Genomic DNA, 23,009 nt, shown 5'->3' on the forward strand with positions numbered 1-23,009 from the left:
CCTTTTCTCCCCACTCGTTGTCCTTCACAAAATCCCCGACTGCAGCACGTCTCCGGCCAACCCCGCGACGACCGGGACGATGCCCAGGCAGAAGAACGCCGGCAGGTAGCAGACCCCCAGCGGGGCCGCGATCAAGACGGAGGCACGTTCGGCGGCGGCGCGCGCGGTGTCGGCCGCGTCGTCGCGCGACCGGGTTGCCAGCGCGCTGACCCCTTGCGCGAGTGCGGTTCCCGAGGAAGCCGACCGTCGCGCCAGCCGCAACAATGCGTCGAGGCTGCGGTCGCCGTCGGGTGCATCGGCCCACGCGGTCGCCGGGTCGGCGCCCAGCGCAAGCAGATCCGCCGCGCGGGCCAATACCCGAGCCACCGTCGGCGGTGCGCAGGGCGCGGCGGCTGCGGCGGCCCCGGCCACCGCCATTCCCGATTGAAGACAGGCGGCCAGCACGTCGAGCGCCGAGGCCAACGCCAACGGATCATCGACCCGGACTTTGTGGTGCTCCTTGGGATTCGGGCTGTGAGTGCCCCGGACACGGGCGCGGCCATCGGTGCCTCCGATCAGCGCAGCGATCGCGAGTAGCAGGGCGGCCAGTGTCATCTGGTCACCCCGCCGGTGATCCGGTCCGACCAGGCCAAGCCCAGACACGTCAGCGCCGCACCGATGACCAGCAGCCACTGTCCGGTCGAGAACAGAAAGCGCAGCGGATGGGCGCCGACCAACTCACCGAGCGCGACACCCAGCAACGGCAGCGCCGCAAGGACGGTGGCGGTGGTCCGCGCACCGGCCATCCCCGCGCTGAGCTGAGCCGAGAAGCGTTCCCGCGCAACGACGTCCCGGTGCGCGGTGTGCATCAGCGCCGCGATGGCGAGGCCGTGTGACTGAGCCAGATCCCAGCAGACCGCGAGTCGGCGCCAATACGTCGGCAGCGCCGATCGTCGTGCCACGCTGGCCATCCCGGCCGCCACGTCGCCTCCCATCCGCGCCCTGGCCGACACCGTGCGCAGCGCTGTCGAGACCGCACCGTCGGCCTCGTCGGCCGCCGTGTCGAACGCGGTTACCGGATGGGCGCCGATGCGCAACTCCCCGACGAGGACGTCGAGCGCACCCTCCAGGGCCGCGGCCTCCTTCGCCCGCACCCGATCTGCGCGCCGACGCCTGCTGCGGGCTTGGACGGTGGCAGCAGCGATCACCGCCGCCACCACGACCCCGACCGGCGCAACGACCAGCAGGGCGACGACGATGGCGACCAGCCATAACGCCAGCGGGATCCGGAACGTGAGGCGGCGTTGGCGCGGCGCGGACGTGCACCGCCGCCGCGGACCGGGTGCGATCAGCAGCGCCAGCGCCAGGGCGAGCGCGGCGGGGCTCACGCGCAGCCCCGTTCACCGGTCAGCTCGTTGAGTCGCTGTGCACCGCCGCCGAAGCCGTGCCCCAGACGCCAGGCTGTGGAGGCGCGGACCCGGCCGTCGGCTCCGGCCGACAGCACCGCGATCTCGCTGAGTCGGCGCATGCCCGCCCGGTCACGGTCGACGTGAATCACCACTTGCACGGCGGCGGCAAGCTGGCTGTGCAAGGCGGCCCGGTCGAGTCCACCGAGCGCGGCCAACGCCTCGAGGCGAGCGGGCACCTCCCCCGGGCTGTTGGCGTGCACGGTTCCGGCGCCGCCATCGTGACCGGTGTTGAGCGCGCCGAGCAGGTCGACCACCTCGGCGCCGCGAACCTCACCGACGACGATGCGGTCGGGCCTCATCCGTAGCGCCTGCCTGACCAGGTCGCGCACCGCCACCTCACCGGCGCCTTCGACGTTGGCGCACCGGGCCACCAGCTTCACCAGATGCGGATGGGGCGGGGCGAGTTCCGAGGCGTCCTCGACGCAGACGATGCGTTCGGTTGCCGGAACCGCGCCGAGCAGGGCCGCCAACAGGGTTGTCTTGCCCGCTCCGGTGCCTCCCGAGACCAGAAACGCCAGCCGTGCGCGCACGATGCCGTCGAGGAGGGTGGCGGCGGCCGGGTCGATCGCGCCGGCGGCGGTCAGCGACGCCAGGTCCTGAGAGGCGGGGCGCAGGACCCTCAGCGACAGACACGTTCCCGCGGAAGCGATCGGTGGCAGCACCGCATGCAGGCGCACCGTGAACTGGCCGGTGCCGAGCCCGGTCAACTGGCCGTCAACCCATGGTTGCGCCTCATCGAGGCGGCGTCCGGCCGCGAGCGCCAACCGTTGCGCGAGCCTGCGCACGGAGCCCTCATCCGGAAAGCGGATCCCGGTGCGGCGCAACCCGTTACCGTCATCCACCCACACCGCGTCGGGCGCTGTGACCAGGACATCGGTGGTGTCCTCGGCCGACAGCAGCGGTTCGAGCACACCCGCGCCGGTCAACTCGGTCTCCAACAGGCGCAGACCGCTGAGCACTTCGGTATCGCCGAGCACACCGCCGGACTCGGCGCGGATCGCCGCGGCCACCACCGTCGGCCGAAGAGGTGCCGGTTCGGCCGCGAGCCGCTCGCGGACCCGGTCGATCAACGAGTCGCTCATGCGGCGACCGCCGGATGCTGCTGCAGAATCGTCAACACCCTGCGCGCCGCGCGGCCCAGCGGTGACCGACGGCCGATCCGCAATCCGCCCCGCTCGAGGGTGACCGCCACACCGGGTTGCGGACGCATCCCCGCAAGCAGCGGCAGGCCGACGATCTCGGCAACCTCCGCCGACCGCAGCCCGCCCGGTGCGGGACCGCGCACCACCACACCCGAGTTCGGGTTGAGCGTCGATACCCACCGGGCGACCGTGTCGGCCGCCGCGCAGGACCGCACGTCGGCGGGTGTCAGGACGACGGCGAGATCGGCGGCGGCCAGGGCGGTCTCGGCCGCAGCGGTCGACCGCCTCGGGACGTCACATACAACCGTTGCACCACCGCGACTGCCCGCGTCGATCACGGCACCGAGCGGTACGGGGTCGACGTCGCAACCGGTGCGGCTGCCGGACAGGACGGTGACGCCCCGTACGCGCGGTAACGCGTCACGCAACGACCCGTAGCTCAGCCGCCCGCCGTGGAGCCTCAGATCCGGCCAGCGCAGCCCGGATTCGGCTTCCCCGCCGACCACCAGATCGATACCCCCGCTCCACGGGTCGACGTCGATCAACAACGCCTCGGGTGCGCTCAGCGCCAGTGCGGTCGCGAACACCGATGCGCCTGCGCCGCCCCGGCCGGCGACGACGGCCGCGACCGCACCGCGACTGCCCTCCTCCTGCAGCTCCTCGGCGGCCCCGGCCAACTCCGCCATCAGCTCGTCGTCCTGTTCGGGCAGGGTGAGGACTCGCTGGGCGCCGACTTCGATGGCCACCTGCCAGTCGGCTCCGCAGGGTTCGGCGCGGCCCACCAGAACGACACGGGTACGCCGCGGCAACGCGCGGGCCACGCATCGGCGAGCGCACGTGAGGTCGAGCACGACGGCGGCCGCCTCGGTCCAGACCTTGCGGCTGGAGGGCTCCGACGCATGGACGACCGGTGTACCGGCTGCCGCACACACCCGATCCACGTCCTCCCGAAGCGCAGGGTCGGCGATCAGCGCGAGGTATCCACTTGACGAAGCCACTTCCTCACCCTGTGGGGCAAGCGCGCGGTGACGCTACCGGGGACGCGTGATCTGTGGATTACCTCGATCTTGTGAATGGACCAGGCGAGAGACCGCAAACGAAAACGGCGTTCCGCAACCACCGTGAATGGCAGCACATATCCGGATTGCGAAAAGTCCCGAAAAAGGGACGACCCCCGCCAGGGGGGGAGGAGGCGGAGGTCGTCGTGTATCAGCCCCGGGGGGTCGGGCTGATGCACACCCGACATAAGCCGGGTAAGGCTCACTATACACACGCCAGTCGGCTTGGGCGCAAGTGCTGCGCGCTGAGAAAAGAGACCCAATTTACGGAAGTGTCGTATCTCCGACACCTGTCATAACCTGCCACTTTGTACATCATCCCGGCTATTGTCACGCGCGGGCCCCTATGCTGGCGCTGTGAGCGCATCTGGTCCGCCGGCCGAGGCGCCGGACGCTTCGGCGGCGGCCGCCCCGACGGACGGTCCGGTCCGAACTGCCGCCTTCTTCGACCTCGATAAGACGGTCATCGCAAAAAGCAGCACTCTGGCTTTCAGCAAACCTTTTTTTGAGCAAGGACTATTGAATCGACGGGCGGTCCTGAAGTCGACGTACGCCCAATTCGTGTTCCTGATGTCCGGCGCCGACCACGACCAGATGGACCGCATGCGCGCCTACGTCACGAACATGTGCGCCGGCTGGGACGTCGAGCAGGTGAAGTCGATCGTCGGCGAAACCCTGCATGACGTCGTCACCCCGTTGGTTTTCGCGGAGGCGGCCGAGCTGATCGCCGACCACAAACTGTGCGGCCGCGACGTGGTGATGGTGTCGGCGTCCGGCGAGGAGATCGTCGCGCCGATCGCCAGGGCGCTGGGCGCCACACACGCGATGGCCACTCGTATGGTCGTCGAGGACGGCAAATACACCGGGGAGATCGCGTTCTACTGCTACGGCGAAGGCAAGGTCGCCGCGATCCGGGAACTGGCCGCGCGCGAGGGCTATGCGCTCGAGCATTGTTATGCCTATTCCGACTCGATCACCGACCTACCGATGCTCGAGACCGTCGGGCATCCGAACGTGGTCAATCCCGACCGCGCGTTGCGAAGAGAAGCCGCGGCCCGGGGTTGGCCCGTGCTCGACTTCTCCAAACCGGTGTCGCTGCGGGACCGGATCCCGGCCCCCTCGGGCGCGGCCGTGGCCACCACTGCGGCGGTGGGCATCAGCGCTCTGGCCGCCGGCGCACTGACCTATTCGCTGTTGCGGCGCTTCGCGTTCTAGCCAACTCTTCGCCCGCCGGCACGGCTCCACGTAACGATCCGGACTAGCGCCGATTTGGCCCTTGATGTGATCGCGGTCACGGGGTACAAAGGAGTCACGGAAGCTTGGAGAGGCCAAGATCGAGTCGGAAGAGAAGGCTCGAATCTCCCGCTTCAGGCTCCCCAGCACGGAACCCGGCACCCACGCGGAGCACATGCCGCGGAATAGGCAAAAGTGTTGCGGGCCTGCGTATTTGCGAAGAGCGGACGGCTATAGCGACCCTTTGGGTGGGGTTGCAGTCGAAGCGCATCGACAAGACGCCGAGGTCACCCACGCAGCCCATCAGAGCACGCTTGGTAACCGGTCTCCGTGCTAGCGGGCGACGAGCCGAACCACGTTCGGAGCGTCGCCCGCTTCGCATTGGAAGGCCGGTCGACGGCGCGTGCCGGCCGTCCCTTCCAGCAACCCCTCAGGACGACGAGGCCGCCTGCGCGATCGACAGCGCCTCGCGGGCTCCCGCGTGCAATGCGTGACAGCTCAACAGGATCCAGGCGGTCAGGCCGTCGGGAGTTCCGGATGAGAAACCCCGCGCCGCGGCGTCGTAGTCGCCGGACCGGCGCATCCAGTGAACCTCCGGCACGCCGAGCCCGTGCGGGTCCAGTCCGGTGGTGATCGTCACCAACCGCGACGCCGCCCGCGCCACCACACCGTCGGCGGCACCGAACGGGGCGAGCGTGAGCAGCTCACCGTGCACGACGGCGGCGAGCACGGGCGCCGGGACCCGGGTGCCTCCAGTCAAGATGTCGGCCAGCAGGGTCAGCCGGGTGCTGACATCGGCGTCCTGGCGCGGGCGACCCAACCGGTCGTCGGTTGCGATGTCGGCGGCCGCCAGCGCGTGCAACCGGGCGATGGCCTGCAGCGGGGCGCGCTGCCACACACCGACCAGTGTCGTCGCCCCGCCTTCCACCGCTTCGGACACCCGCAGCGCCCCGGCCAGCACCGGATCGGGGGTGCCGTCGTCGGACAGGTGAAGCGCACCGCCGTCGAGCACCGACGACGCTCGGGCGGCCCGCAGCGCGGCTTCGGCGGCACTCTTCGGCCAGCCCCGCAGGTTGGTTCGGTGGCGGTGTGCGCGGCCCAGCGCTTCGCGGGCCTCCTCGGCTGCCTCGGCCACGCCGGGCAGTTCGGCCAGCGGCGCCAACGGGTCCTTCGCGAAGCCACCGGTCACGGCAGCACACGCTAGCCCACCGCTGACCCCGCAAGCCACGACGCTGTCCGCACCGGACGCACCCGGCGGCCCAGCCCGTCGGCCCAGCGGACTGTGGCATGCCAATGTGTGAGCGCGACAAGGTGACTACCCTCACAGATATGGCAGAGTCATCGGCGCAGCACGCTCACGGTCCGTCCGTCTATCCCCCGTCTCCGGAGTTCGCCGAGCAGGCGAATGCGACCGAGGACCTTTACCGTCAGGCCGAGAAGGACCGATTGGCCTTCTGGGCGGAGCAGGCCAATCGGCTCGAGTGGGAGACACCGTTCGGCGAGGTGCTCGATTGGTCGGACGCCCCGTTCGCCAAATGGTTCGTCGGCGGAAAACTCAACGTGGCCTACAACTGCGTGGACCGCCACGTCGAAGCCGGCCACGGCGACCGGGTGGCCCTGTACTGGGAGGGCGAACCGGTCGGTGACTCGCACGCGCTGACCTACGCCCAACTCAAAGACGAGGTCTGCAAGGCCGCCAACGCGCTGACAGAACTGGGACTCCGCGCGGGGGACCGGGCCGCCATCTACATGCCGATGATCCCGGAGGCGATCATCGCGATGCTGGCGTGCGCGCGTCTCGGGGTGCTGCACAGCGTGGTCTTCGCCGGGTTCTCATCCTCGGCGCTGGCCGCGCGCATCGAGGACGCCGAGGCCAAGTTGGTCATCACCACCGACGGGCAGTACCGACGCGGTCAGGCGGTGCCGTTGAAAACCGGCGTCGACGAAGCGGTGCAGGGCCAGGCATCCGTCGAGCACGTGCTGGTGGTGGAGCGCACCGGCATCGACGTGCCGTGGACTGAGGGCCGCGATGTCTGGTGGCACGACATCGTCGACGCCGCCTCCACCGAACACACTCCCGAGGCGTTCGACTCCGAACATCCGCTGTTCTTGCTGTACACCTCGGGCACCACGGGCAAGCCCAAGGGCATCGTGCACACCTCCGGCGGCTTTCTCACCCAGTCGTCCTACACCCACTACTACGTGTTCGACGCCAAGCCGGAAACCGACGTGTACTGGTGCACCGCCGACATCGGCTGGGTCACCGGGCACAGCTACATCGTGTTCGGCCCACTGTCCAACGGGTGCACACAAGTGGTCTACGAGGGCACTCCCAACTCCCCGAGCGAGCACCGTCACTTCGAGATCATCGAAAAGTACGGTGTGACAATCTATTACACCGCCCCGACCCTGATCCGCACGTTCATGAAGTGGGGTCGTGAGATCCCCGACGCCCACGACCTGTCCAGCTTGCGCCTGCTGGGGTCGGTCGGCGAGCCGATCAACCCGGAGGCCTGGCGGTGGTATCGCAAGGTCATCGGCGGCGACCGGACTCCGGTGGTCGACACCTGGTGGCAGACCGAGACCGGGGCGATCATGATCTCCCCGTTGCCCGGTGTGACGGCGGCCAAGCCGGGTGCGGCGATGACACCACTGCCGGGCATCACGGCCAGGATCGTCGATGACGAGGGCAACGATCTGTCGCCCGAGGCCGAAGGCGCCGAGCATGTCACCGGCTACCTCGTCCTCGATCAACCGTGGCCTGCGATGCTGCGCGGTATCTGGAAGGACCCCCAGCGGTACAAGGAGACCTACTGGAAGCGGTTCGAGAAGCAGGGTTGGTACTTCGCCGGCGACGGGGCCAGGGTCGACGCCGACGGCGACATCTGGGTGCTCGGCCGCATCGATGACGTGATGAACGTATCGGGACACCGCATTTCGACCGCAGAGGTCGAGTCGGCGTTGGTCGGGCACTCCCATGTCGCCGAGGCCGCGGTCGTCGGCGCCAGCGACGAGACCACCGGCCAGGGCATCTGCGCATTCGTCATCCTCGAGTCGCACGCCAAAGACAGCGACGACATGGTGCAGGAACTTTCCGCACAGGTCGCCAAGGAGATCGGAAAGATCGCCCGGCCCAGGGAGATTCACGTCGTACCCGAACTGCCCAAGACGCGCAGCGGCAAGATCATGCGCCGGCTTCTGCGGGACGTGGCCGAAGGCCGCGAACTCGGCGACACGTCGACACTGGTCGATCCGAACGTGTTCGAGGCGATCCGCGCCAGCAAGACCGAAAGCTAGGTGAGCACCCGCGGGATCAGGCGGCGCCGACGGGGACGAAGCCCGTCCCCGGCCGGTTCTTGGCCGTGATGTCGGCCAACTGCGTGTTGAACGACATGGTCACCGCGGGGGTGTGCAGCGGGATGTACTTGATGACGCACGTGGGCAGGGCCTCGGAGAAGGCGCCGTGGATCATGCCGACCAGTCGGTTGTTGACGGTGACCGGCGCGCCGGAATCCCCTGGCTGACCGCACACCTGGTTGACGATGGTGCCCGGCTCCTCACCCGGGCCCCACGTCACGCCGCACGAGTACCCGGTCGTGCGCCCGAGTTTGCAGGCGATGTCACCGGCGACCGGATCGGGTCCCAGGCCGTCGATCTGGAACCCGTCGACGTTGTTGACCGGGCGCACCTTCTGCGGATCGAACTCGATGACGGCGTAGTCCAGGGCGTCGTTGCCCGCGACCATCGTGCCCACCACGCCGGCGGCATCGACGCCTTCGGCACTGACTGTGGCGCCGGGCCCGCCGCAGTGTGCGGAGGTGAAGCCCACCAGTCGCCCCCGGTTGTCGTTGCCGATCGCGGTGAGCGTGCACAGCGTCTCGCCGTTGACGACCAGGCCCGAGCCGCCGCCGAGCGCGACCAACCCCTGGGCGTGCGCGGCGGCGGGCATGCAGAGCAGAGCTGCCGCGGCGACGACGATGGTCGTGGCGAGACGGCACAGCTGGAGGCCGCTGGTCTTCACGTGAACGTTTCCCCTATCGACGCGCCCCGACCTGCCCTGCCACTGATCCGGCCAGTCTATCGTCGGCCGGGATCGTTTGAGCGCACGCCACATGGCAACATGAGTCGCGACCGACACCATCGCCGGCGGCGCCGGCAATGGGACCAACGCCGGGACATCCGGCGATCCGGCCAATGCGGGAGGAACCGTCGTGAGCGATCGCAGGAATGGCGCGCCGACCACCGTCACGTCGATACCGCTGGTCGATCCGCATGCGCCAAAGGCCGACCCGTCGATCGGTGACCTCGTCAAGGACGCGACCGCACAGGTGTCCACGCTGGTGCGCGCCGAGGTCGAGCTGGCCAAGGCCGAGATCACCCGCGACGTCAAGAAGGGACTGACCGGCAGCGTCTTCTTCATCCTCGCGCTGGTCGTGCTGTTCTACTCGACGTTCTTTTTCTTCTTCTTCCTCGGTGAGCTGCTCGACCTGTGGCTGGTGAAGTGGGCGGCGTACCTGATCGTGTTCGGCCTGATGGTCGTCGTCACCGCCATATTCGCCTTCCTCGGCTATCTGAAGGTGCGACGAATCCGCGGGCCGCAGAAGACGATCGAATCGGTCAAGGAGATCCCCGAAGCGCTGACGCCGGGCCATGACAGGACCAAGGAGATCGCCTCGGGCGACGGAAAGCCGGTGTCGACCGCCGACCCGTCGGGCTGGTAAGTGCCCCCACCCGCTCCGTCGGTCGTCCGTATCGACGGGCCATGGCGGCATCTGAAGGTGCACGCCAACGGTATTCGCTTCCATGTGGTCGAAGCGCAGAGCGAGGCGGCCGCGGGCGCCGAGCAGCCGCTGGTCATCCTGCTGCACGGATTCGGGTCGTTCTGGTGGTCCTGGCGCCATCAACTGCGCGGCTTGACCGGTGCCCGCGTGGTCGCCGTCGACCTGCGCGGTTACGGCGCCAGCGACAAACCCCCGCGGGGCTATGACGGCTGGACGCTGGCCGGCGACACCGCGGGCCTGGTGCGGGCGCTGGGACACAAGAGCGCAACGCTGGTCGGGCATGCCGACGGCGGCCTGGTGTGCTGGGCCACCGCGGTGCTGCATCCGCGTGCGGTCCGGGCGATCGCGGTGGTCAGCTCACCGCATCCGGCGGCACTGCGTGCCTCGGCGCTGCGCCGCCGCGACCAGGGTCGCGCGCTGCTGCCCTGGATGCTGCGCTACCAGGTGCCGATGTGGCCCGAGCGGGCGTTGACCCGCAACGACGGCGCCGAACTCGAACGCCTTGTGCGCAGCCGTGCGGGTGACAAATGGCTTGGGACCGAGGACTTCTCCGAGACCATCGCGCACATGCGCCGCGCCATTCAGATACCCGGGGCCGCGCACTCGGCGCTCGAGTATCAGCGGTGGGCGGTGCGCAGCCAACTCCGCGGCGAGGGTCGCCGTTTCATGCGCACGATGAAGCGGCCCATCAGCGTGCCGGTGCTGCACATGCGGGGTGTCGCCGACCCGTACGTACTGGCCGACCCGGTGTACCGGACGCAGCGTTACGCACCGCATGGCAGGTACGTATCCATCGATGGCGCAGGGCATTTCGGTCACGAGGAGGCACCGGACACGGTCAACGACCAGTTGTCCCGTTTCGTGGGGCAGGTGTACGGCTAGGCGATGCAGGCGCCGGTGGGCACGCGTTCGCTGTTGCCCAACTTGGCCAGTTGCGCCGACACCTCGTTGGCGGTCAGCACGAAACCGGTGTCGGCGTCGTCGACCGCGGCACCGAACACCACGCCCAGCACCCGCCCCTCACGGTCGATCATCGGGCCACCCGAATTACCTTGGCGCACAGTTCCTCTGATCGTGTAGACCTCGCGCTCGACGGTGGTGGTGCGATAGATGTCGGGACCGCTCAGCTCGATGATCTCGCGGACGCGCGCCGGTGTGGCGACGAAGTTCCCGCCGCCGGGATAGCCCATCACGACGGCGTCGGTGCCGGTGGTGGCCGGTGTGTCGGCGAACGACAACGGGGCCGACGGCAGGTCCGGCACGTCGAGGATCGAGATGTCGGCTTGCGGGTCGTAGGACACGACGAAGGCGTCGTAGGTCTGCCCGTCGGCCTCGACGGTGACGCTCTCCGATCCGGCGACCACGTGCGCGTTCGAGATCACGCGGTTGCTGGCTGCGACGAAGCCGGTTCCTTCGAGGACCTTCTGGCAACCCGGGGCGACCCCGCGGATCTTGACGACGCTGGGCCGCGCCGACGCCACGACCGGGTCCGCGGCCAGTGCGGCGTCGGGCGCGTCGACGGCCACGATCGGGGTGCGCCCGAAGGGCTGCAGCACATCGGGCAGCCCGGACGTGTCCAACAACGCCGAGAGCCGCTTCGGCACCTCGCGCAGCCACCCCGGCGCCAGGTCGTTGACCTCCTTGAGCACCTGCGAGCCACGCACGGCCGCGGCGAGGTTCGGTTGGTCGGACGACTGCAGTGGGTACGTCAGCATCCACGCGGCCACCAGGACGGCCACGATCTGGATTGCCACCCCGATCAGCGAGTCGACCGCCCGCAGCGAGCGGTTGCGGATGGCGCTGCGCACCGCCCGGCCGAGCACGACGCCGGCGATCTCGCCGACGACGACCAGCGCCAGGATCAAAAACAGCGTCACGAACAGCTTGGTGCGGGGCCCCTCGATGTTGGCGACCAGATGGGGCGCCAGCAGCACCCCGGCGACGGCACCGAGCACCACCCCGAGAAACGACAGCATCGAGCCCAGCGCGCCCGAGCGCCAGCCCGAAATACCCGCCACGAAGGCGATGCCGAGGACGACGAGGTCCACCCACTGTGACGATGTCATGGTTGTGCATCACCGTAACCGGCGCCGCGGCCGACGAGCGCCATTGCGTCCTCCAGTTCGCGCACGTCGCCGGTATTCCACGGCTGGGCCCATCCGGCGACGTCGAGCATCGCCGAGATCACCTGACCGGTGAAACCCCACACCAGCATCTCGTTGAGCAGGAACGCCGGACCCGCGTACCGCCGGGTGTTGGCCTTGCGGTACACCATGATTCGGTTCTCGGGGTTGATGAACGCGCGGACCGGGACCCGGGCGACGTGCGCGGTCTCGGCCTCGTCGACGACGCCCACCGGTCCGGGGTCCGGCGAGTAGGCGAGCACCGGCACGACGTGAAATCCCGACGGGGGTATGAACAACCGCTCCATCGTGGTGAGCGGATGCAACCGCTCGGCGTCGATCCCGGTTTCCTCGTTGGCCTCCCGCAGCGCCGTCTGCACCGGGCTGTGGTCGCCGGGCTCGACGGCACCACCGGGAAACGCGGCCTGACCTGCGTGGTGTCGCAGGGTTCCCGCGCGCACCGTGACCAGCAGGTCGGCGTCGTCGGGCACACCGCCGGTCGGGGAGTCGGATGGTCCGGAGAACAACACCAGCACCGCAGCCTCGCGGGCGTCGGCCTGCGCCGGTTTGCCTTCGCTGGTGACCATCGCGAGCAGCTCGGGCGGTACGCGCCTGCGGTACGCCCGCTTGATGTCGCCGGCGTTGTCCAGCAACGGTTTGAGCCAGGCCGGAGCGGCATCGGGCGTCAGACCGCTGCCCTCGCTGACCCAGCTCACCCCGGCTCTCCCGTCCTCGCGCCGACCTGCGGCCCCACCGCTGCGGCGATCTCATCGGCGCTGGTGAAAGAGCGCGGCAGGACCTCAGCAACGCTACCGTCCGCGCGCAAGACCACGGTTGCGGGCATGACGTTGGGTACCCGCAGCGCGGCGGCGATCAGCCGCCTGCCGTCCTGCAATGTGGGCAGCCGCACGCCGAGTTCGGCCAGCCGCAGCAGCGCCGCGGTCTCGTTCTCGTCCTGGTGCACCGTCAGCACGGTCACGTCCGGTCCCATGCGTCGCTGGTATTCGGCCATCGCGGGGAGTTCGGCGGCGCACGGCGCGCACCAGTACGCCCACAGGTTGAGCACGACGACGCGGCCGGCCAGCGCCTTGGCCACGTCGACCATCACCCCGTCCCCCGCGCACTCCAGCGTGATGCCGCGCAATGCCTCGGGTCCCGCCCCGGCTCCCGGCGCGGGGCACGGCGGCAGGTCGGCCTCGGCCCGCGGGCCCGCCAGCGCTTCGGCGGTGTCGGCGGCACGGCGGTCGCGCGCACTGTCCTGCGTCGGTGCCCCGGGGGAGTCGGTGTCGCGGTCCAGCTGCGACCACAGTGCCCACCCGAGCGCCACGAGAACAACGAGCACCACGACGGTCCAACGGGTGGAGGTACGCACGGTCGATCGCGGCGGTTGCGGCTACAGGCCGGCCAAGGCCAGCAGATGCTCGGTTTCGGGCCCCTTGACCAGCGGCGCGGCGATCAGGGGGTCGGTGGGGCCGATGCCGAACGAGGGGCAGTCGTCGGCCAGCACGCAGACGCCGCACGCCGGCTTGCGCGCGTGGCAGACGCGGCGGCCGTGAAAGATCACCCGGTGGCTCAGATCGGTCCACTCACTGCGCTCGATCAACTCGCCGACCGCGTGCTCGACCTTGACCGGATCCTCTTCGGTGGTCCACCCCCAGCGGCGGACGAGCCTGCCGAAGTGGGTGTCGACCGTGATGCCGGGGACGCCGAATGCGTTGCCGAGGATGACGTTGGCGGTCTTGCGCCCGACCCCCGGCAGGCTGACCAGCTCCTCCATGGTCGCCGGAACCTCCCCGTCGAACCGCTCGACGAGTTCCTGGCCCAGCCTGATGAGCGAGTTCGCCTTGTTGCGAAAGAACCCGGTGGGCCGGATGAGCTCTTCCAGTTCGGTGCGGTCGGCCTGCGCGTAGTCCAGGGCGGTGCGATATTTCTTGAACAGCGCCGGTGTCGTGAGGTTGACCCGCTTGTCGGTGCTTTGGGCCGACAGGATCGTCGCGACGGTGAGCTCGAGGGGATTGGTGAAGTCCAGCTCGCAGTACACGTGCGGAAACGCCTGCGCCAGCGTGCGATTCATGCGCCGCGCGCGACGGACGAGGCCAATCCGCGTCTCGCCGTCCCGATTCCGGGCGCGCTTACGCGTACCCGCCTTCTTTGCCGACGCCTCGCTTACGGTCACGAATGCCAGCGTACTGAGAGGCTGAGACAAAGCCACCGCGGATCGCGCCGTCGACCTACTGCGGACCGGTGACGATTCGTGATCCCGCTGAGACTTTCGGCGTGTTTACTTCTGCCTTGTGTCGTGGTTGCTCGTTGGCCTGATTCCCGGGTTGCTGATGGCTGCGACGCTCGGGCTGCAGCGCCTGGAGGCCGGCCTGCACCGCGACACGGTCTCCGCCACCGATGTGGCGCAGTTCTTCGAGCACGCCGAGCCGCTGGACGTCGACACGCTGGCGCGCGACGGAATGAGCCGGGCATTGGACGGGCTGCGTCTTCGCCAACACGTCGCGCACGCGGCCACGAGCGGGTCAACGGCGGTTATTCGGGACGAGGATCTGCCGGTACGGCCATATCCGCAGCAGACGATGAATCCCGAATTTCAGCAGACCCGACATGCCGATCGTGTGTAGCGTGGGCTGGTCACGAAACCGGGTACCTCTAGACTTATCTCGCTTACCGATAGAGGTCGGCTTCACCTAACAGCTTAAGAGGGGCAACGTGGACGAGATCCTGGCGCGGGCCGGAATCTTCCAGGGGGTCGAACCCAGCGCCGTCACCGCGCTGACCAAGCAACTGCAGCCAGTCGACTTCCCCCGTGGACACACCGTGTTCGCCGAGGGTGAGCCCGGCGACCGGCTCTACATCATCATTTCCGGCAAGGTCAAGATCGGGCGCCGCTCGCCGGACGGCCGCGAGAACCTGCTCACGATCATGGGTCCGTCGGACATGTTCGGTGAACTCTCGATCTTCGACCCCGGTCCGCGGACGTCGAGCGCGACCACCATCACCGAGGTTCGCGCGGTGTCGATGGACCGCGACGCGCTGCGGGCGTGGATCGCCGACCGGCCCGAGATCGCCGAGCAGCTGCTGCGGGTGCTCGCCCGCCGGTTGCGTCGCACCAACAACAACCTCGCCGACCTGATCTTCACCGACGTTCCCGGCCGGGTGGCCAAGCAGCTGCTTCAGCTGGCGCAGCGGTTCGGCACCCAGGAGGGTGGCGCGCTGCGGGTGACCCACGACCTCACCCAGGAGGAGATCGCCCAGCTCGTCGGCGCGTCGAGGGAGACCGTCAATAAGGCGCTCGCCGACTTCGCTCATCGCGGTTGGATTCGCTTGGAGGGCAAGAGCGTTCTGATCTCCGACTCGGAACGGCTGGCCCGCCGAGCGCGGTAGCGATTTGTGGAGCCGCACCGGCGATGAGCGCCGGTAGGACTCCACAACTCAGGCGCGCAGATAGTCGAGCTGCGCTTGGACGCTCCACTCGGCCACGTCCCACAGCTTCTCGTCGACGTCGGTATAGACGTGCTCGACGACCTGTCGCACGCTGGCGTCGTCGCCGAGCTCTCGCAACGCCGCGCGCACCTGGTCGAGCCGCTCTTCGCGGTGTGCCAGGTACATGTCGGTGACGGCTTCGAGGTCCTCGAGATCGGGCCCGTGTCCGGGCAGCACGGTGCGCGGCCCGAGGCCCCGCAGCCGCTGCAGTGACTCGAGGTAGTCGGCGAGACTGCCGTCCTCTTTGTCGATGACGGTCGTCCCGCGGCCCAGCACGGTGTCGGCGGTCAGCACCGCGTCGTCGAGCAGGAACGACACCGAGTCCACGGTGTGCCCCGGTGTCGCCATCACGGTGATCCGCAGCCCGGCGGCCTCGATGACCTCACCGTCGGTGAGCGGGCCGCCGAGGCCTCGCAGGAATCCGCTGCCCACGGATCGCACCACCGCACCCGTGCGGTCGACGATCTTGTCGATGGCGCCGGTGTGGTCCTCGTGTTTGTGGCTGATCAGCACCAGCGGAATCGTGCCGAGTTCCGCGAGCCGCCCGACGTGCTCGTCGTCATCGGGTCCGGGGTCGACGACGACCATCTCGTCGCTGCCGGGGCCGCGCAACACCCACGTGTTGGTGCCTTCCAGCGTCAACAAACCGGGGTTGTCGCACAGCAGCACGGAGGCGGTGTCGGTGACCGGACGCAGCCCTCCGTACGCCGGATGCTCCGCCGTCACGCGACCTCCACGATCACTTCCACCTCGACCGGGGCGTCCCTGGGCAGCTCGGACACCCCGACCGCGGAACGCGCATGCGCGCCGGCCTCCCCGAACACCTCACCGAACAGTTCCGACGCGCCGTTGATCACACCCGGCTGACCGTGGAATCCAGGAGCCGAGGCGACGAACCCGACCACCTTGACCACCCGGGTCACCGCGTCGATGCCGACAAGCGAGTGCACCGCGGCCAGCGCGTTGAGCGCGCACACCCGGGCCAGCTCATGGGCCTGCTCGGGTGCCACCGGACCGCCGACCTTCCCGGTGAGCACCAGCTCGCCGTCTCGGATAGGCAGCTGGCCCGCGGTGTAGACGAGGTTGCCGGTGCGTACCGCGGGCACGTAGGCCGCCAACGGCGCGACCAGTGGAGGCAGTTCGATGCCCAACTCCGCCAGCCGCGCGGAGGGTGTCACTTGGGACGCTTGAGGTAGGCGACGTGCTGTTCACCCGTGGGCCCCGGCAGCACAGACACCAACTCCCAACCGTCCTCGCCCCACTGATCGAGGATCTGCTTGGTGGCGTGGGTCAGCAGCGGAACGGTGGAGTACTCCCACCGGGTCGATTCGGTCATGCGCCCGAGCTTATCTCCGGAGGGCTACGAGCCGCGGACCTGCGGAGCGCGAAAGTTCGTTGGCTAGCATGCACGGGTGGCTCCCACTACCAATGGCGGTAGATCCGTCGGCTGGCCCTCCCGGCTGAGCAAGGCTCGCCTGCACTTCGTCACCGGCAAGGGTGGCACCGGCAAATCGACGATCGCTGCATCGCTGGCGTTGGCGCTGGCCGCGGGCGGCCGCAAGGTGCTGTTGGTGGAAGTCGAAGGGCGCCAAGGCATTGCGCAGTTGTTCGACGTGCCGCCACTGCCCTACCAGGAGGTCAAGATCGCGACCGCCGAGGGCGGCGGTCAGGTCAACGCGCTGGCCATCGACACCGAGGCCGCGTTCCTGGAGTACCTCGAGATGTTCTACAACCTGGGTCTGGCCGGGCGCGCGATGCGCCGGATCGGGGCCGTCGAGTTCGCGACCACGATCGCGCCGGGTCTGCGCGACGTGCTGCTGACCGGCAAGATCCGCGAGATCGTGACCCGCGCGGAGAAAGGCAAACAGCCCGTCTACGACGCCGTCGTGGTCGATTCCCCGCCGACGGGTCGCATCGCTCGGTTCCTCGATGTCACCAAGGCGGTGTCGGATCTGGCCAAGGGCGGCCCGGTGCACGGCCAGGCCGAAAGCGTGGTCAAGGTGCTGCACTCCGACATGACCGCCATCCATCTGGTCACGCTGCTCGAGGCGCTGCCCATCCAGGAGACACTGGAGGCCATCGACGAGCTCAAGGAACTCGGCCTGCCCATCGGCAGCGTCATCGTCAACCGCAACATCCCCGCTTACCTGCCTGCCGATGCGTTGACCAAGGCGGCCGAAGGAGACATCGACGCCGACACCGTGCGAGCCGAACTGGCCGAGGCTGGAATCACGTTGTCGGACTCCGATTTCGCCGGCCTGTTGACCGAGACGATCCAGCACGCGACCCGGATCAAGGCGCGCGCCGAAAGCGCGGAGCAGCTCGACGCGCTGGACGTGGCGCGCCTGCAGTTGCCGCAGATCGTCGACGGTGTCGACCTCGGCAGCCTGTACGAACTCGCAGAAGAACTCGAACGCCAGGGGGTGCGATGATGAGTGCGACTCCACCGGCCCTCGACATGGGCTCGATTCTCAAGGACACGTCGAACCGCGTCGTGGTGTGCTGCGGGGCGGGAGGCGTCGGCAAGACCACCACCGCGGCGGCGATGGCACTGCGCGCGGCGGAGTACGGCAGGACCGTCGTGGTGCTGACCATCGACCCGGCCAAGCGGCTCGCCCAGGCGCTGGGCATCAAGACGCTCGGCAACACCCCGCAACGGGTTCCGCTGGCCCCCGAGGTGTCGGGCGAACTGCACGCGATGATGCTCGACATGCGCCGCACGTTCGACGAGATGGTCATCCAGTACTCGGGAACCCAACGGGCGCAAGAGATCCTGGACAACCAGTTCTATCAGACGGTGGCCACCTCGCTGGCCGGCACTCAGGAGTACATGGCCATGGAGAAGCTCGGCCAGCTCCTGGCCGAGGACCGGTGGGATCTGGTGGTCGTCGACACACCGCCGTCACGCAACGCGTTGGATTTCCTGGACGCGCCAAAACGGTTGGGCGGCTTCATGGACAGCAGGCTCTGGAAGCTGCTGCTGGGTCCAGGCCGGGGTATCGGCCGGTTGGTCACGGGCGCGATGGGGCTGGCGATGAAAGCGCTGTCCACGGTTCTCGGTTCGCAGATGCTCTCGGACGCAGCGTCTTTCGTGCAGTCCCTGGACTCGACGTTCGGCGGCTTCCGTGAGAAGGCCGACCGTACTTATGAATTGCTCAAGCGGCGCGGGACGCAGTTCGTGGTGGTCTCGGCGGCCGAACCCGATGCGCTTCGCGAGGCGTCGTTCTTCGTCGACCGACTCTCCGAGGAGCACATGCCGCTGGCCGGTTTGATCCTCAACCGCACCCACCCGATGCTGTGCGATCTGCACGCCGAGAAGGCCGAGGAGGCCGCCGAAACCCTCGAGAAGAGCGATCCGGAGTCGGTGCCGGCGGCGGTGCTGCGGATTCACGCCGACCGGGCCATGACCGCCAAACGCGAGATCCGACTGCTGTCGCGCTTCACCGGGGCCAACCCGCACGTATCGATCGTGGGCGTGCCCTCGCTGCCGTTCGACGTCTCAGACCTGGAGGCGCTGCGGGCGATCGCCGATCAGATCACCGGCGAGAGCGCCGCGTAGCGGGCGAAGACTCCCGCGCGGATCAGACCGCGTTGCGGTGTTTGCGCTGGGCGCTGAAGAACTCCGCCCAGGAGACGACCTCGGGATGCTGCTTGAGCAGGGCGCGGCGTTGCCGTTCGGTCATTCCACCCCAGACCCCGAACTCCACCCGGTTGTCGAGCGCGTCGGCGCCGCACTCGAGAATCACCGGACAATGCCGGCAGATCACCGCGGCTTTGCGCTGTGCGGCCCCCCGGACGAACAGCTCATCAGGATCGGTCTGGCGGCATCGAGCCTGCGACACCCAGGCGATGCGGGCCTCGGCCTCGGCACCGTGGACGACGCTGTGAGCCGACGATGTCATCGCGGTCCTGCGCGCCGCGGGCCTCGTAGCTGACACCAGAGTTCCCTCCGTTCCAACCGCCCCCCGGTCAACACCGGTACGGCGCGATCCCTGGTAGTAGAGCGCTCATGCGATCTACGTCACATTGCGAGGGGTCAGTGTGACCTGTATCGCACTGTCCGACCAAATTAGATGGTCAAAGCCGTCTTGCGCAATACGTACGCCTCCACTTTTTTGGGACGACCGTGCCGTCAGTCGGCAAAATTGACGTCCGCGCCGCTCGACGCGTTTTTGCGGTCCGGCGATCGCCCGTGAGGAGCCGACATTTTGCGACGTCGTTAGTCTGTACGTCATGCCGGACTGCCCACCGAGTGCACCGCCGACGCCGCCTCCGCGGGCGGTGACGGTGATCAAGCTCGCCTGGTGCGTTCTGCTGGCCAGCGTGATCACCGCGGCGTTGCTGTTTCCGGTCGTCGGCGGCTTCGGCTTGGTGTCCAACCGGGCCTCCGACGTGGTGGCCAACGGTTCGGCGCAACTCGTCGAGGGTGAGGTGCCGCAGGTGTCGACGATGGTCGACGCCAAGGGCAACGTCATCGCCTGGCTGTACAACCAGCGCCGCTTCGAGGTGCCCACCGACCAGATCGCCAACACGATGAAGCTGGCGATCGTCTCGATCGAGGACAAGCGTTTCGCCGAACACAACGGCGTCGACTGGCAGGGCACGCTGACCGGTCTGTCCGGTTACCTGTCCGGCAATCTCGACACCCGCGGCGGTTCGACGATCGAGCAGCAGTACGTCAAGAACTATCAGCTGCTGGTGATCGCCCAGACCGACGCCGAGAAGCGGGCCGCCATCGAGACCACCCCGGCTCGCAAACTGCGCGAGATCCGGATGGCGCTGACGCTGGACAAGACGTTCACCAAACCCGAGATCCTGACCCGCTATCTGAACCTGGTGTCTTTCGGCAACGGCGCCTTCGGCGTGCAGGACGCCGCCCAGACGTACTTCGGGATCAACGCCTCGGAGTTGAACTGGCAGCAGGCCGCTCTGCTGGCGGGCATGGTGCAGTCGACCAGCGCGCTGAACCCCTACACCAACCCCGAGGGTGCGCTGGCCCGTCGAAACCTGGTGTTGGACACCATGATCCAGAACATCCCCGAGGAAGCGGCCGCGTTGCGCGCCGCCAAGGAGGAGCCGCTGGGCGTCCTTCCGCAGCCCAAAGAGCTGCCGCGCGGCTGCATCGCCGCGGGCGACCGCGCATTCTTCTGCGACTACGCGCTGGAGTACCTGGCGCGCGCGGGCATCAGCAAGGAGCAGGTCGCCAGGGGCGGGTACCTGATCAGAACCACCCTCGACCCCGATGTCCAGGGTCCGGTGAAGGCGGCGGTCAACCAGTTCGCCCCGCCGGACCTCAACGGCGTCGCCAGCGTCATGAGCGTCATCAAGCCCGGTAAGGAATCCCATCCGGTGCTGGCGATGGCCAGCAGCCGGACCTACGGGCTGAACCTCGACGCGGGTGAGACCATGCAGCCCCAGCCGTTCTCCCTGGTCGGCGACGGCGCTGGTTCGACGTTCAAGCTGTTCACCACCGCGGCGGCCATGGAGATGGGGATGGGCATCAACGCCCAGCTCGACGTGCCCGCACAGTTCCAGGCCAAGGGACTGGGCAGCAGCGACACCCCCGGTTGTCCGGCCGCGACGTGGTGTGTGAAGAACGCAGGCGGTTACCGCGGCGCCATGAACATCACCGACGCATTGGCCACGTCACCCAACACGGCGTTCGCCAAGCTGATCTCGCAGGTCGGTGTGCAGCGCAGCGTCGACATGGCGGTCCGGTTGGGGCTGCGCTCCTACGCGCTGCCGGGCACCGCCCGCGACTACGACCCGGGCAGCAACGAGAGCCTGGCCGACTTCATCAAACGGCAGAACCTCGGCTCCTTCGTGCTGGGGCCGATCGAGGTCAACGCGCTCGAGTTCTCCAACGTCGGAGCGACGCTGGCCTCCGGCGGCGTGTGGTGCCCGCCGAACCCGATCGCCCAGGTCATCGACCGACACGGCGAGGAGGTCTCGGTCACCACGGAGACCTGCGAGCAGGCGGTACCCGAAGGCCTGGCGAACACGCTGGCCAACGCCATGAGCAAGGACGACGAAGGGGCGGGCACCGCGGCGGGGGCGGCCGGTTCGGTCGGCTGGGACCTGCCGATGTCGGGCAAGACCGGCACCACCGAGGCTCACCGCTCGTCGGCCTTTCTAGGCTTCACCAACACGCTCGCCGCCGGGAACTACATCTACGACGACTCCACCGCGCCCGGCGAACTGTGCTCGTTCCCGCTGCGCAAGTGCGGGTACGGCGATCTGTACGGCGGTAACGAACCGGCCAGGACGTGGTTCGCCGCGATGAAGCCGATCGCCAACAACTTCGGCGAGGTCCGGCTGCCCCCGACGGATCCGCGCTATGTCGAGGGCGGCCCCGGCTCGCGGGTGCCCAGCGTGTCGGGCCTGACCGAGAGCGCCGCCCGCCAGCGGTTGCGCGACTCAGGTTTCCAGGTCGCCGACCAGGCGTCGTCGGTGAACAGCAATGCGCCGCGCGGCTCCGTGGTCGGCACGTCGCCCGGGGGCCAGACGGTGCCGGGGTCGATCATCACGATCCAGGTCTCCAACGGCATTCCGCCGGCGCCTCCGCCCCCTCCGCCGGGCGCGATACCCGGCCTTCCCGCCCCGGTCGGCCAGACGGTTGTCGAGATTCCCGGCCTGCCGCCGATCACCGTGCCCGTGCTCGGACCCCCTCCGCCTGCGCCGCCACCCCCACCGTGATCGATGTGCAGTTGGTAACGACCGAGCGGTCGAGAGCGCTGCGTCGGGACCTCTGGCAGTAGGCTCTGCAGCATGTCCGCCCGTTCGACGACGATCCTGAAGAACTCCGCCGCGGCGTCCGCCGGTGCGCTGGTCGCCGGCATCGGCTACGCAGCGGTGATCGAGCGCAACGCCTTTGTGGTGCGAGAAGTGACGATGCCGGTGCTGGCGCCCGGGTCGTCACCGCTGAAGGTGCTGCACATCAGCGACATCCACATGCGGCCCGGACAGCGGCGCAAGCAGGCCTGGCTGCGCGAGCTGATCGCCCTGGAACCCGATCTGGTGGTCAACACCGGCGACAACCTCGCTCACCCCCGGGCCGTGCCCGCCGTGGTGCAGTCGCTGTCGGATCTGCTCTCGGTGCCGGGATTGTTCGTGTTCGGCAGCAACGACTATTTCGGTCCGACGCCGAAGAACCCGCTCAACTACATCACCCGGCCCGGCCATCGCATCCACGGCGAACCGCTGCCGTGGCAGGACCTACGGGCGGCGTTCACCGAGCGCGGCTGGCTGGACATGACCCACACCCGCCGCGAGGTGGAGGTGCGGGGTCAGCTCATCGCCGCCGCAGGTGTGGACGACCCGCATCTGTCGCGGGACCGCTATGAGACCGTCGCCGGTGCGGCCAGTCCCGCCGCGAACCTCACCCTGGGGCTGACCCATTCGCCGGAGCCGCGGGTGCTCGACCGGTTCGCGGCCGACGGCTATCAGCTGGTGATGGCCGGCCACACCCACGGCGGCCAGTTGTGCCTGCCGTTCTACGGCGCCGTCGTCACCAACTGCGGCCTGGATCGTTCGCGGGCCAAGGGCCCGTCGCGCTGGGGTGCGCACACCCAGCTGCACGTCTCGGCGGGCATCGGCACCTCGCCCTACGCGCCGCTGCGGTTCTGCTGCCGTCCCGAGGCCACGCTGCTGACACTGGTCGCGGCGCCGACCGGCGGTCAGGACGCGGACGCTCGGGCGGGCACGTCCCATCCGAGCGTCGCGGTGCGGTGACCGA

General features: G+C 68.7%; 24 protein-coding genes. 10 read left to right on the forward strand and 14 right to left on the reverse strand.

Features of this window, described 5'->3' with window-relative positions:
• Positions 1 to 24 precede the first annotated feature (24 nt).
• From RMCN_RS23340 to ssd, 4 genes are read right to left on the reverse strand one after another with little or no spacing between them, the layout of a single operon-like run.
• A complete protein-coding gene (locus RMCN_RS23340) occupies positions 25 to 594 on the reverse strand; it encodes a type II secretion system F family protein (protein WP_067394159.1) in 570 nt (189 codons plus the stop codon).
• Positions 591 to 1,367, reverse strand: coding sequence for a type II secretion system F family protein (locus RMCN_RS23345; RefSeq protein WP_067394162.1), 777 nt, complete (start codon positions 1,365 to 1,367; stop codon positions 591 to 593). The genes RMCN_RS23340 and RMCN_RS23345 overlap by 4 nt, the downstream gene beginning before the upstream one ends.
• Entirely contained in the window at positions 1,364 to 2,530 is a 1,167-nt protein-coding gene (locus RMCN_RS23350; protein WP_067394166.1) for a TadA family conjugal transfer-associated ATPase, read from the reverse strand. The genes RMCN_RS23345 and RMCN_RS23350 overlap by 4 nt, the downstream gene beginning before the upstream one ends.
• Entirely contained in the window at positions 2,527 to 3,588 is a 1,062-nt protein-coding gene (ssd, locus tag RMCN_RS23355) for a septum site-determining protein Ssd (RefSeq protein WP_067394169.1), read from the reverse strand. The genes RMCN_RS23350 and ssd overlap by 4 nt, the downstream gene beginning before the upstream one ends.
• A 417-nt stretch (positions 3,589 to 4,005) precedes the next feature.
• Here ssd and RMCN_RS23360 point away from each other — a divergent pair, with 417 nt between their 5' ends.
• Entirely contained in the window at positions 4,006 to 4,863 is an 858-nt protein-coding gene (locus RMCN_RS23360) for an HAD-IB family hydrolase (RefSeq protein WP_067394172.1), read from the forward strand.
• 448 nt (positions 4,864 to 5,311) lie between these two features.
• On the opposite strand, the gene RMCN_RS23370 is transcribed toward RMCN_RS23360, so the two are convergent.
• On the reverse strand, positions 5,312 to 6,070 hold the full coding sequence (locus RMCN_RS23370; RefSeq protein ID WP_067394174.1) for a Fic family protein: 759 nt from the start codon (positions 6,068 to 6,070) through the stop codon (positions 5,312 to 5,314).
• Positions 6,071 to 6,210: 140 nt separating this feature from the next.
• Here RMCN_RS23370 and acs point away from each other — a divergent pair, with 140 nt between their 5' ends.
• The gene (acs, locus tag RMCN_RS23375) at positions 6,211 to 8,178 is read left to right on the forward strand and encodes an acetate--CoA ligase (protein WP_067394178.1); all 1,968 of its coding nucleotides are present in this window, start codon (positions 6,211 to 6,213) and stop codon (positions 8,176 to 8,178) included.
• Positions 8,179 to 8,194: 16 nt separating this feature from the next.
• Here the strand turns inward: acs and RMCN_RS23380 are convergent, their stop codons facing one another.
• The gene (locus tag RMCN_RS23380) at positions 8,195 to 8,860 is read right to left on the reverse strand and encodes a S1 family peptidase (protein ID WP_064416128.1); all 666 of its coding nucleotides are present in this window, start codon (positions 8,858 to 8,860) and stop codon (positions 8,195 to 8,197) included.
• 232 nt (positions 8,861 to 9,092) lie between these two features.
• Between RMCN_RS23380 and RMCN_RS23385 the strand changes: the two genes are divergently transcribed.
• A complete protein-coding gene (locus tag RMCN_RS23385) occupies positions 9,093 to 9,602 on the forward strand; it encodes a phage holin family protein (protein WP_067394181.1) in 510 nt (169 codons plus the stop codon).
• Complete coding sequence (locus RMCN_RS23390) at positions 9,603 to 10,544, forward strand: alpha/beta fold hydrolase (protein ID WP_067394184.1); 942 nt, start codon at positions 9,603 to 9,605, stop codon at positions 10,542 to 10,544.
• On the opposite strand, the gene marP is transcribed toward RMCN_RS23390, so the two are convergent.
• The 4 genes from marP to nth are packed head-to-tail and all read right to left on the reverse strand — an operon-like array spanning position 10,541 to position 13,961.
• Positions 10,541 to 11,728 carry an acid resistance serine protease MarP gene (gene marP / locus RMCN_RS23395; protein WP_064415977.1) on the reverse strand — a complete coding sequence of 396 codons (1,188 nt, stop codon included), beginning with the start codon at positions 11,726 to 11,728 and terminating at the stop codon, positions 10,541 to 10,543. The genes RMCN_RS23390 and marP overlap by 4 nt on opposite strands.
• Entirely contained in the window at positions 11,725 to 12,501 is a 777-nt protein-coding gene (locus tag RMCN_RS23400) for an NUDIX hydrolase (RefSeq protein WP_067394187.1), read from the reverse strand. The genes marP and RMCN_RS23400 overlap by 4 nt, the downstream gene beginning before the upstream one ends.
• Positions 12,498 to 13,157, reverse strand: a complete 660-nt coding sequence (locus tag RMCN_RS23405) for a TlpA family protein disulfide reductase (RefSeq protein WP_067394190.1) — start codon at positions 13,155 to 13,157, stop codon at positions 12,498 to 12,500. Before RMCN_RS23405 ends, RMCN_RS23400 begins: the two co-directional genes overlap by 4 nt.
• A 21-nt stretch (positions 13,158 to 13,178) precedes the next feature.
• Positions 13,179 to 13,961 carry an endonuclease III gene (nth, locus tag RMCN_RS23410; RefSeq protein ID WP_084377678.1) on the reverse strand — a complete coding sequence of 261 codons (783 nt, stop codon included), beginning with the start codon at positions 13,959 to 13,961 and terminating at the stop codon, positions 13,179 to 13,181.
• Between the two features lie 157 nt (positions 13,962 to 14,118).
• On the opposite strand from nth, the gene RMCN_RS23415 reads away from it, so the two are divergent.
• Entirely contained in the window at positions 14,119 to 14,412 is a 294-nt protein-coding gene (locus tag RMCN_RS23415; protein WP_067394357.1) for a hypothetical protein, read from the forward strand.
• Positions 14,413 to 14,500: 88 nt separating this feature from the next.
• A complete protein-coding gene (crp, locus tag RMCN_RS23420) occupies positions 14,501 to 15,175 on the forward strand; it encodes a cAMP-activated global transcriptional regulator CRP (protein WP_064347819.1) in 675 nt (224 codons plus the stop codon).
• A 48-nt stretch (positions 15,176 to 15,223) separates the two neighbouring features.
• Here the strand turns inward: crp and RMCN_RS23425 are convergent, their stop codons facing one another.
• Genes RMCN_RS23425 through RMCN_RS23435 form a run of 3 tightly spaced genes read right to left on the reverse strand, consistent with a single transcriptional unit; the run spans position 15,224 to position 16,610 of the window.
• On the reverse strand, positions 15,224 to 16,000 hold the full coding sequence (locus tag RMCN_RS23425) for an MBL fold metallo-hydrolase (RefSeq protein ID WP_067394195.1): 777 nt from the start codon (positions 15,998 to 16,000) through the stop codon (positions 15,224 to 15,226).
• A complete protein-coding gene (locus RMCN_RS23430) occupies positions 15,997 to 16,452 on the reverse strand; it encodes a RidA family protein (RefSeq protein WP_067394199.1) in 456 nt (151 codons plus the stop codon). The genes RMCN_RS23425 and RMCN_RS23430 overlap by 4 nt, the downstream gene beginning before the upstream one ends.
• The gene (locus RMCN_RS23435) at positions 16,449 to 16,610 is read right to left on the reverse strand and encodes a Sp36 family protein (RefSeq protein WP_110765918.1); all 162 of its coding nucleotides are present in this window, start codon (positions 16,608 to 16,610) and stop codon (positions 16,449 to 16,451) included. Before RMCN_RS23435 ends, RMCN_RS23430 begins: the two co-directional genes overlap by 4 nt.
• A gap of 76 nt (positions 16,611 to 16,686) precedes the next feature.
• On the opposite strand from RMCN_RS23435, the gene RMCN_RS23440 reads away from it, so the two are divergent.
• Together RMCN_RS23440 and RMCN_RS23445 are read left to right on the forward strand one after the other, a co-directional pair.
• Positions 16,687 to 17,706, forward strand: a complete 1,020-nt coding sequence (locus RMCN_RS23440) for an ATPase BagA (protein WP_067394204.1) — start codon at positions 16,687 to 16,689, stop codon at positions 17,704 to 17,706.
• Positions 17,706 to 18,833 carry an ATPase BagB gene (locus RMCN_RS23445; RefSeq protein ID WP_064415984.1) on the forward strand — a complete coding sequence of 376 codons (1,128 nt, stop codon included), beginning with the start codon at positions 17,706 to 17,708 and terminating at the stop codon, positions 18,831 to 18,833. Before RMCN_RS23440 ends, RMCN_RS23445 begins: the two co-directional genes overlap by 1 nt.
• Before the next feature lie 22 nt (positions 18,834 to 18,855).
• Here RMCN_RS23445 and RMCN_RS23450 read toward each other — a convergent pair whose 3' ends face one another.
• On the reverse strand, positions 18,856 to 19,212 hold the full coding sequence (locus tag RMCN_RS23450; RefSeq protein WP_064415985.1) for a WhiB family transcriptional regulator: 357 nt from the start codon (positions 19,210 to 19,212) through the stop codon (positions 18,856 to 18,858).
• A gap of 295 nt (positions 19,213 to 19,507) precedes the next feature.
• On the opposite strand from RMCN_RS23450, the gene ponA2 reads away from it, so the two are divergent.
• Positions 19,508 to 21,970 (forward strand): transglycosylase/D,D-transpeptidase PonA2, encoded by a 2,463-nt coding sequence (ponA2, locus tag RMCN_RS23455; protein WP_067394208.1) that lies wholly within the window; start codon positions 19,508 to 19,510, stop codon positions 21,968 to 21,970.
• 72 nt (positions 21,971 to 22,042) lie between these two features.
• Positions 22,043 to 23,005, forward strand: a complete 963-nt coding sequence (locus RMCN_RS23460) for a metallophosphoesterase (protein WP_064416745.1) — start codon at positions 22,043 to 22,045, stop codon at positions 23,003 to 23,005.
• Positions 23,006 to 23,009: the final 4 nt, after the last annotated feature.

Source organism: Mycolicibacterium novocastrense (assembly GCF_001570485.1).
In the GTDB taxonomy this organism is placed as follows: domain Bacteria; phylum Actinomycetota; class Actinomycetes; order Mycobacteriales; family Mycobacteriaceae; genus Mycobacterium; species Mycobacterium novocastrense.

Coding starts and splice junctions, on each gene's coding strand:
- RMCN_RS23340 (WP_067394159.1), bottom strand. CDS start 594: ATGACACTGGCCGCCCTGCTACTCGCGATCGCTGCGCTGATCGGAGGC.
- RMCN_RS23350 (WP_067394166.1), bottom strand. CDS start 2,530: ATGAGCGACTCGTTGATCGACCGGGTCCGCGAGCGGCTCGCGGCCGAA.
- acs (WP_067394178.1), top strand. CDS start 6,211: ATGGCAGAGTCATCGGCGCAGCACGCTCACGGTCCGTCCGTCTATCCC.
- marP (WP_064415977.1), bottom strand. CDS start 11,728: ATGACATCGTCACAGTGGGTGGACCTCGTCGTCCTCGGCATCGCCTTC.
- RMCN_RS23415 (WP_067394357.1), top strand. CDS start 14,119: ATGGCTGCGACGCTCGGGCTGCAGCGCCTGGAGGCCGGCCTGCACCGC.
- RMCN_RS23435 (WP_110765918.1), bottom strand. CDS start 16,610: ATGACCGAATCGACCCGGTGGGAGTACTCCACCGTTCCGCTGCTGACC.
- RMCN_RS23445 (WP_064415984.1), top strand. CDS start 17,706: ATGAGTGCGACTCCACCGGCCCTCGACATGGGCTCGATTCTCAAGGAC.
- ponA2 (WP_067394208.1), top strand. CDS start 19,508: ATGCCGGACTGCCCACCGAGTGCACCGCCGACGCCGCCTCCGCGGGCG.
- RMCN_RS23460 (WP_064416745.1), top strand. CDS start 22,043: ATGTCCGCCCGTTCGACGACGATCCTGAAGAACTCCGCCGCGGCGTCC.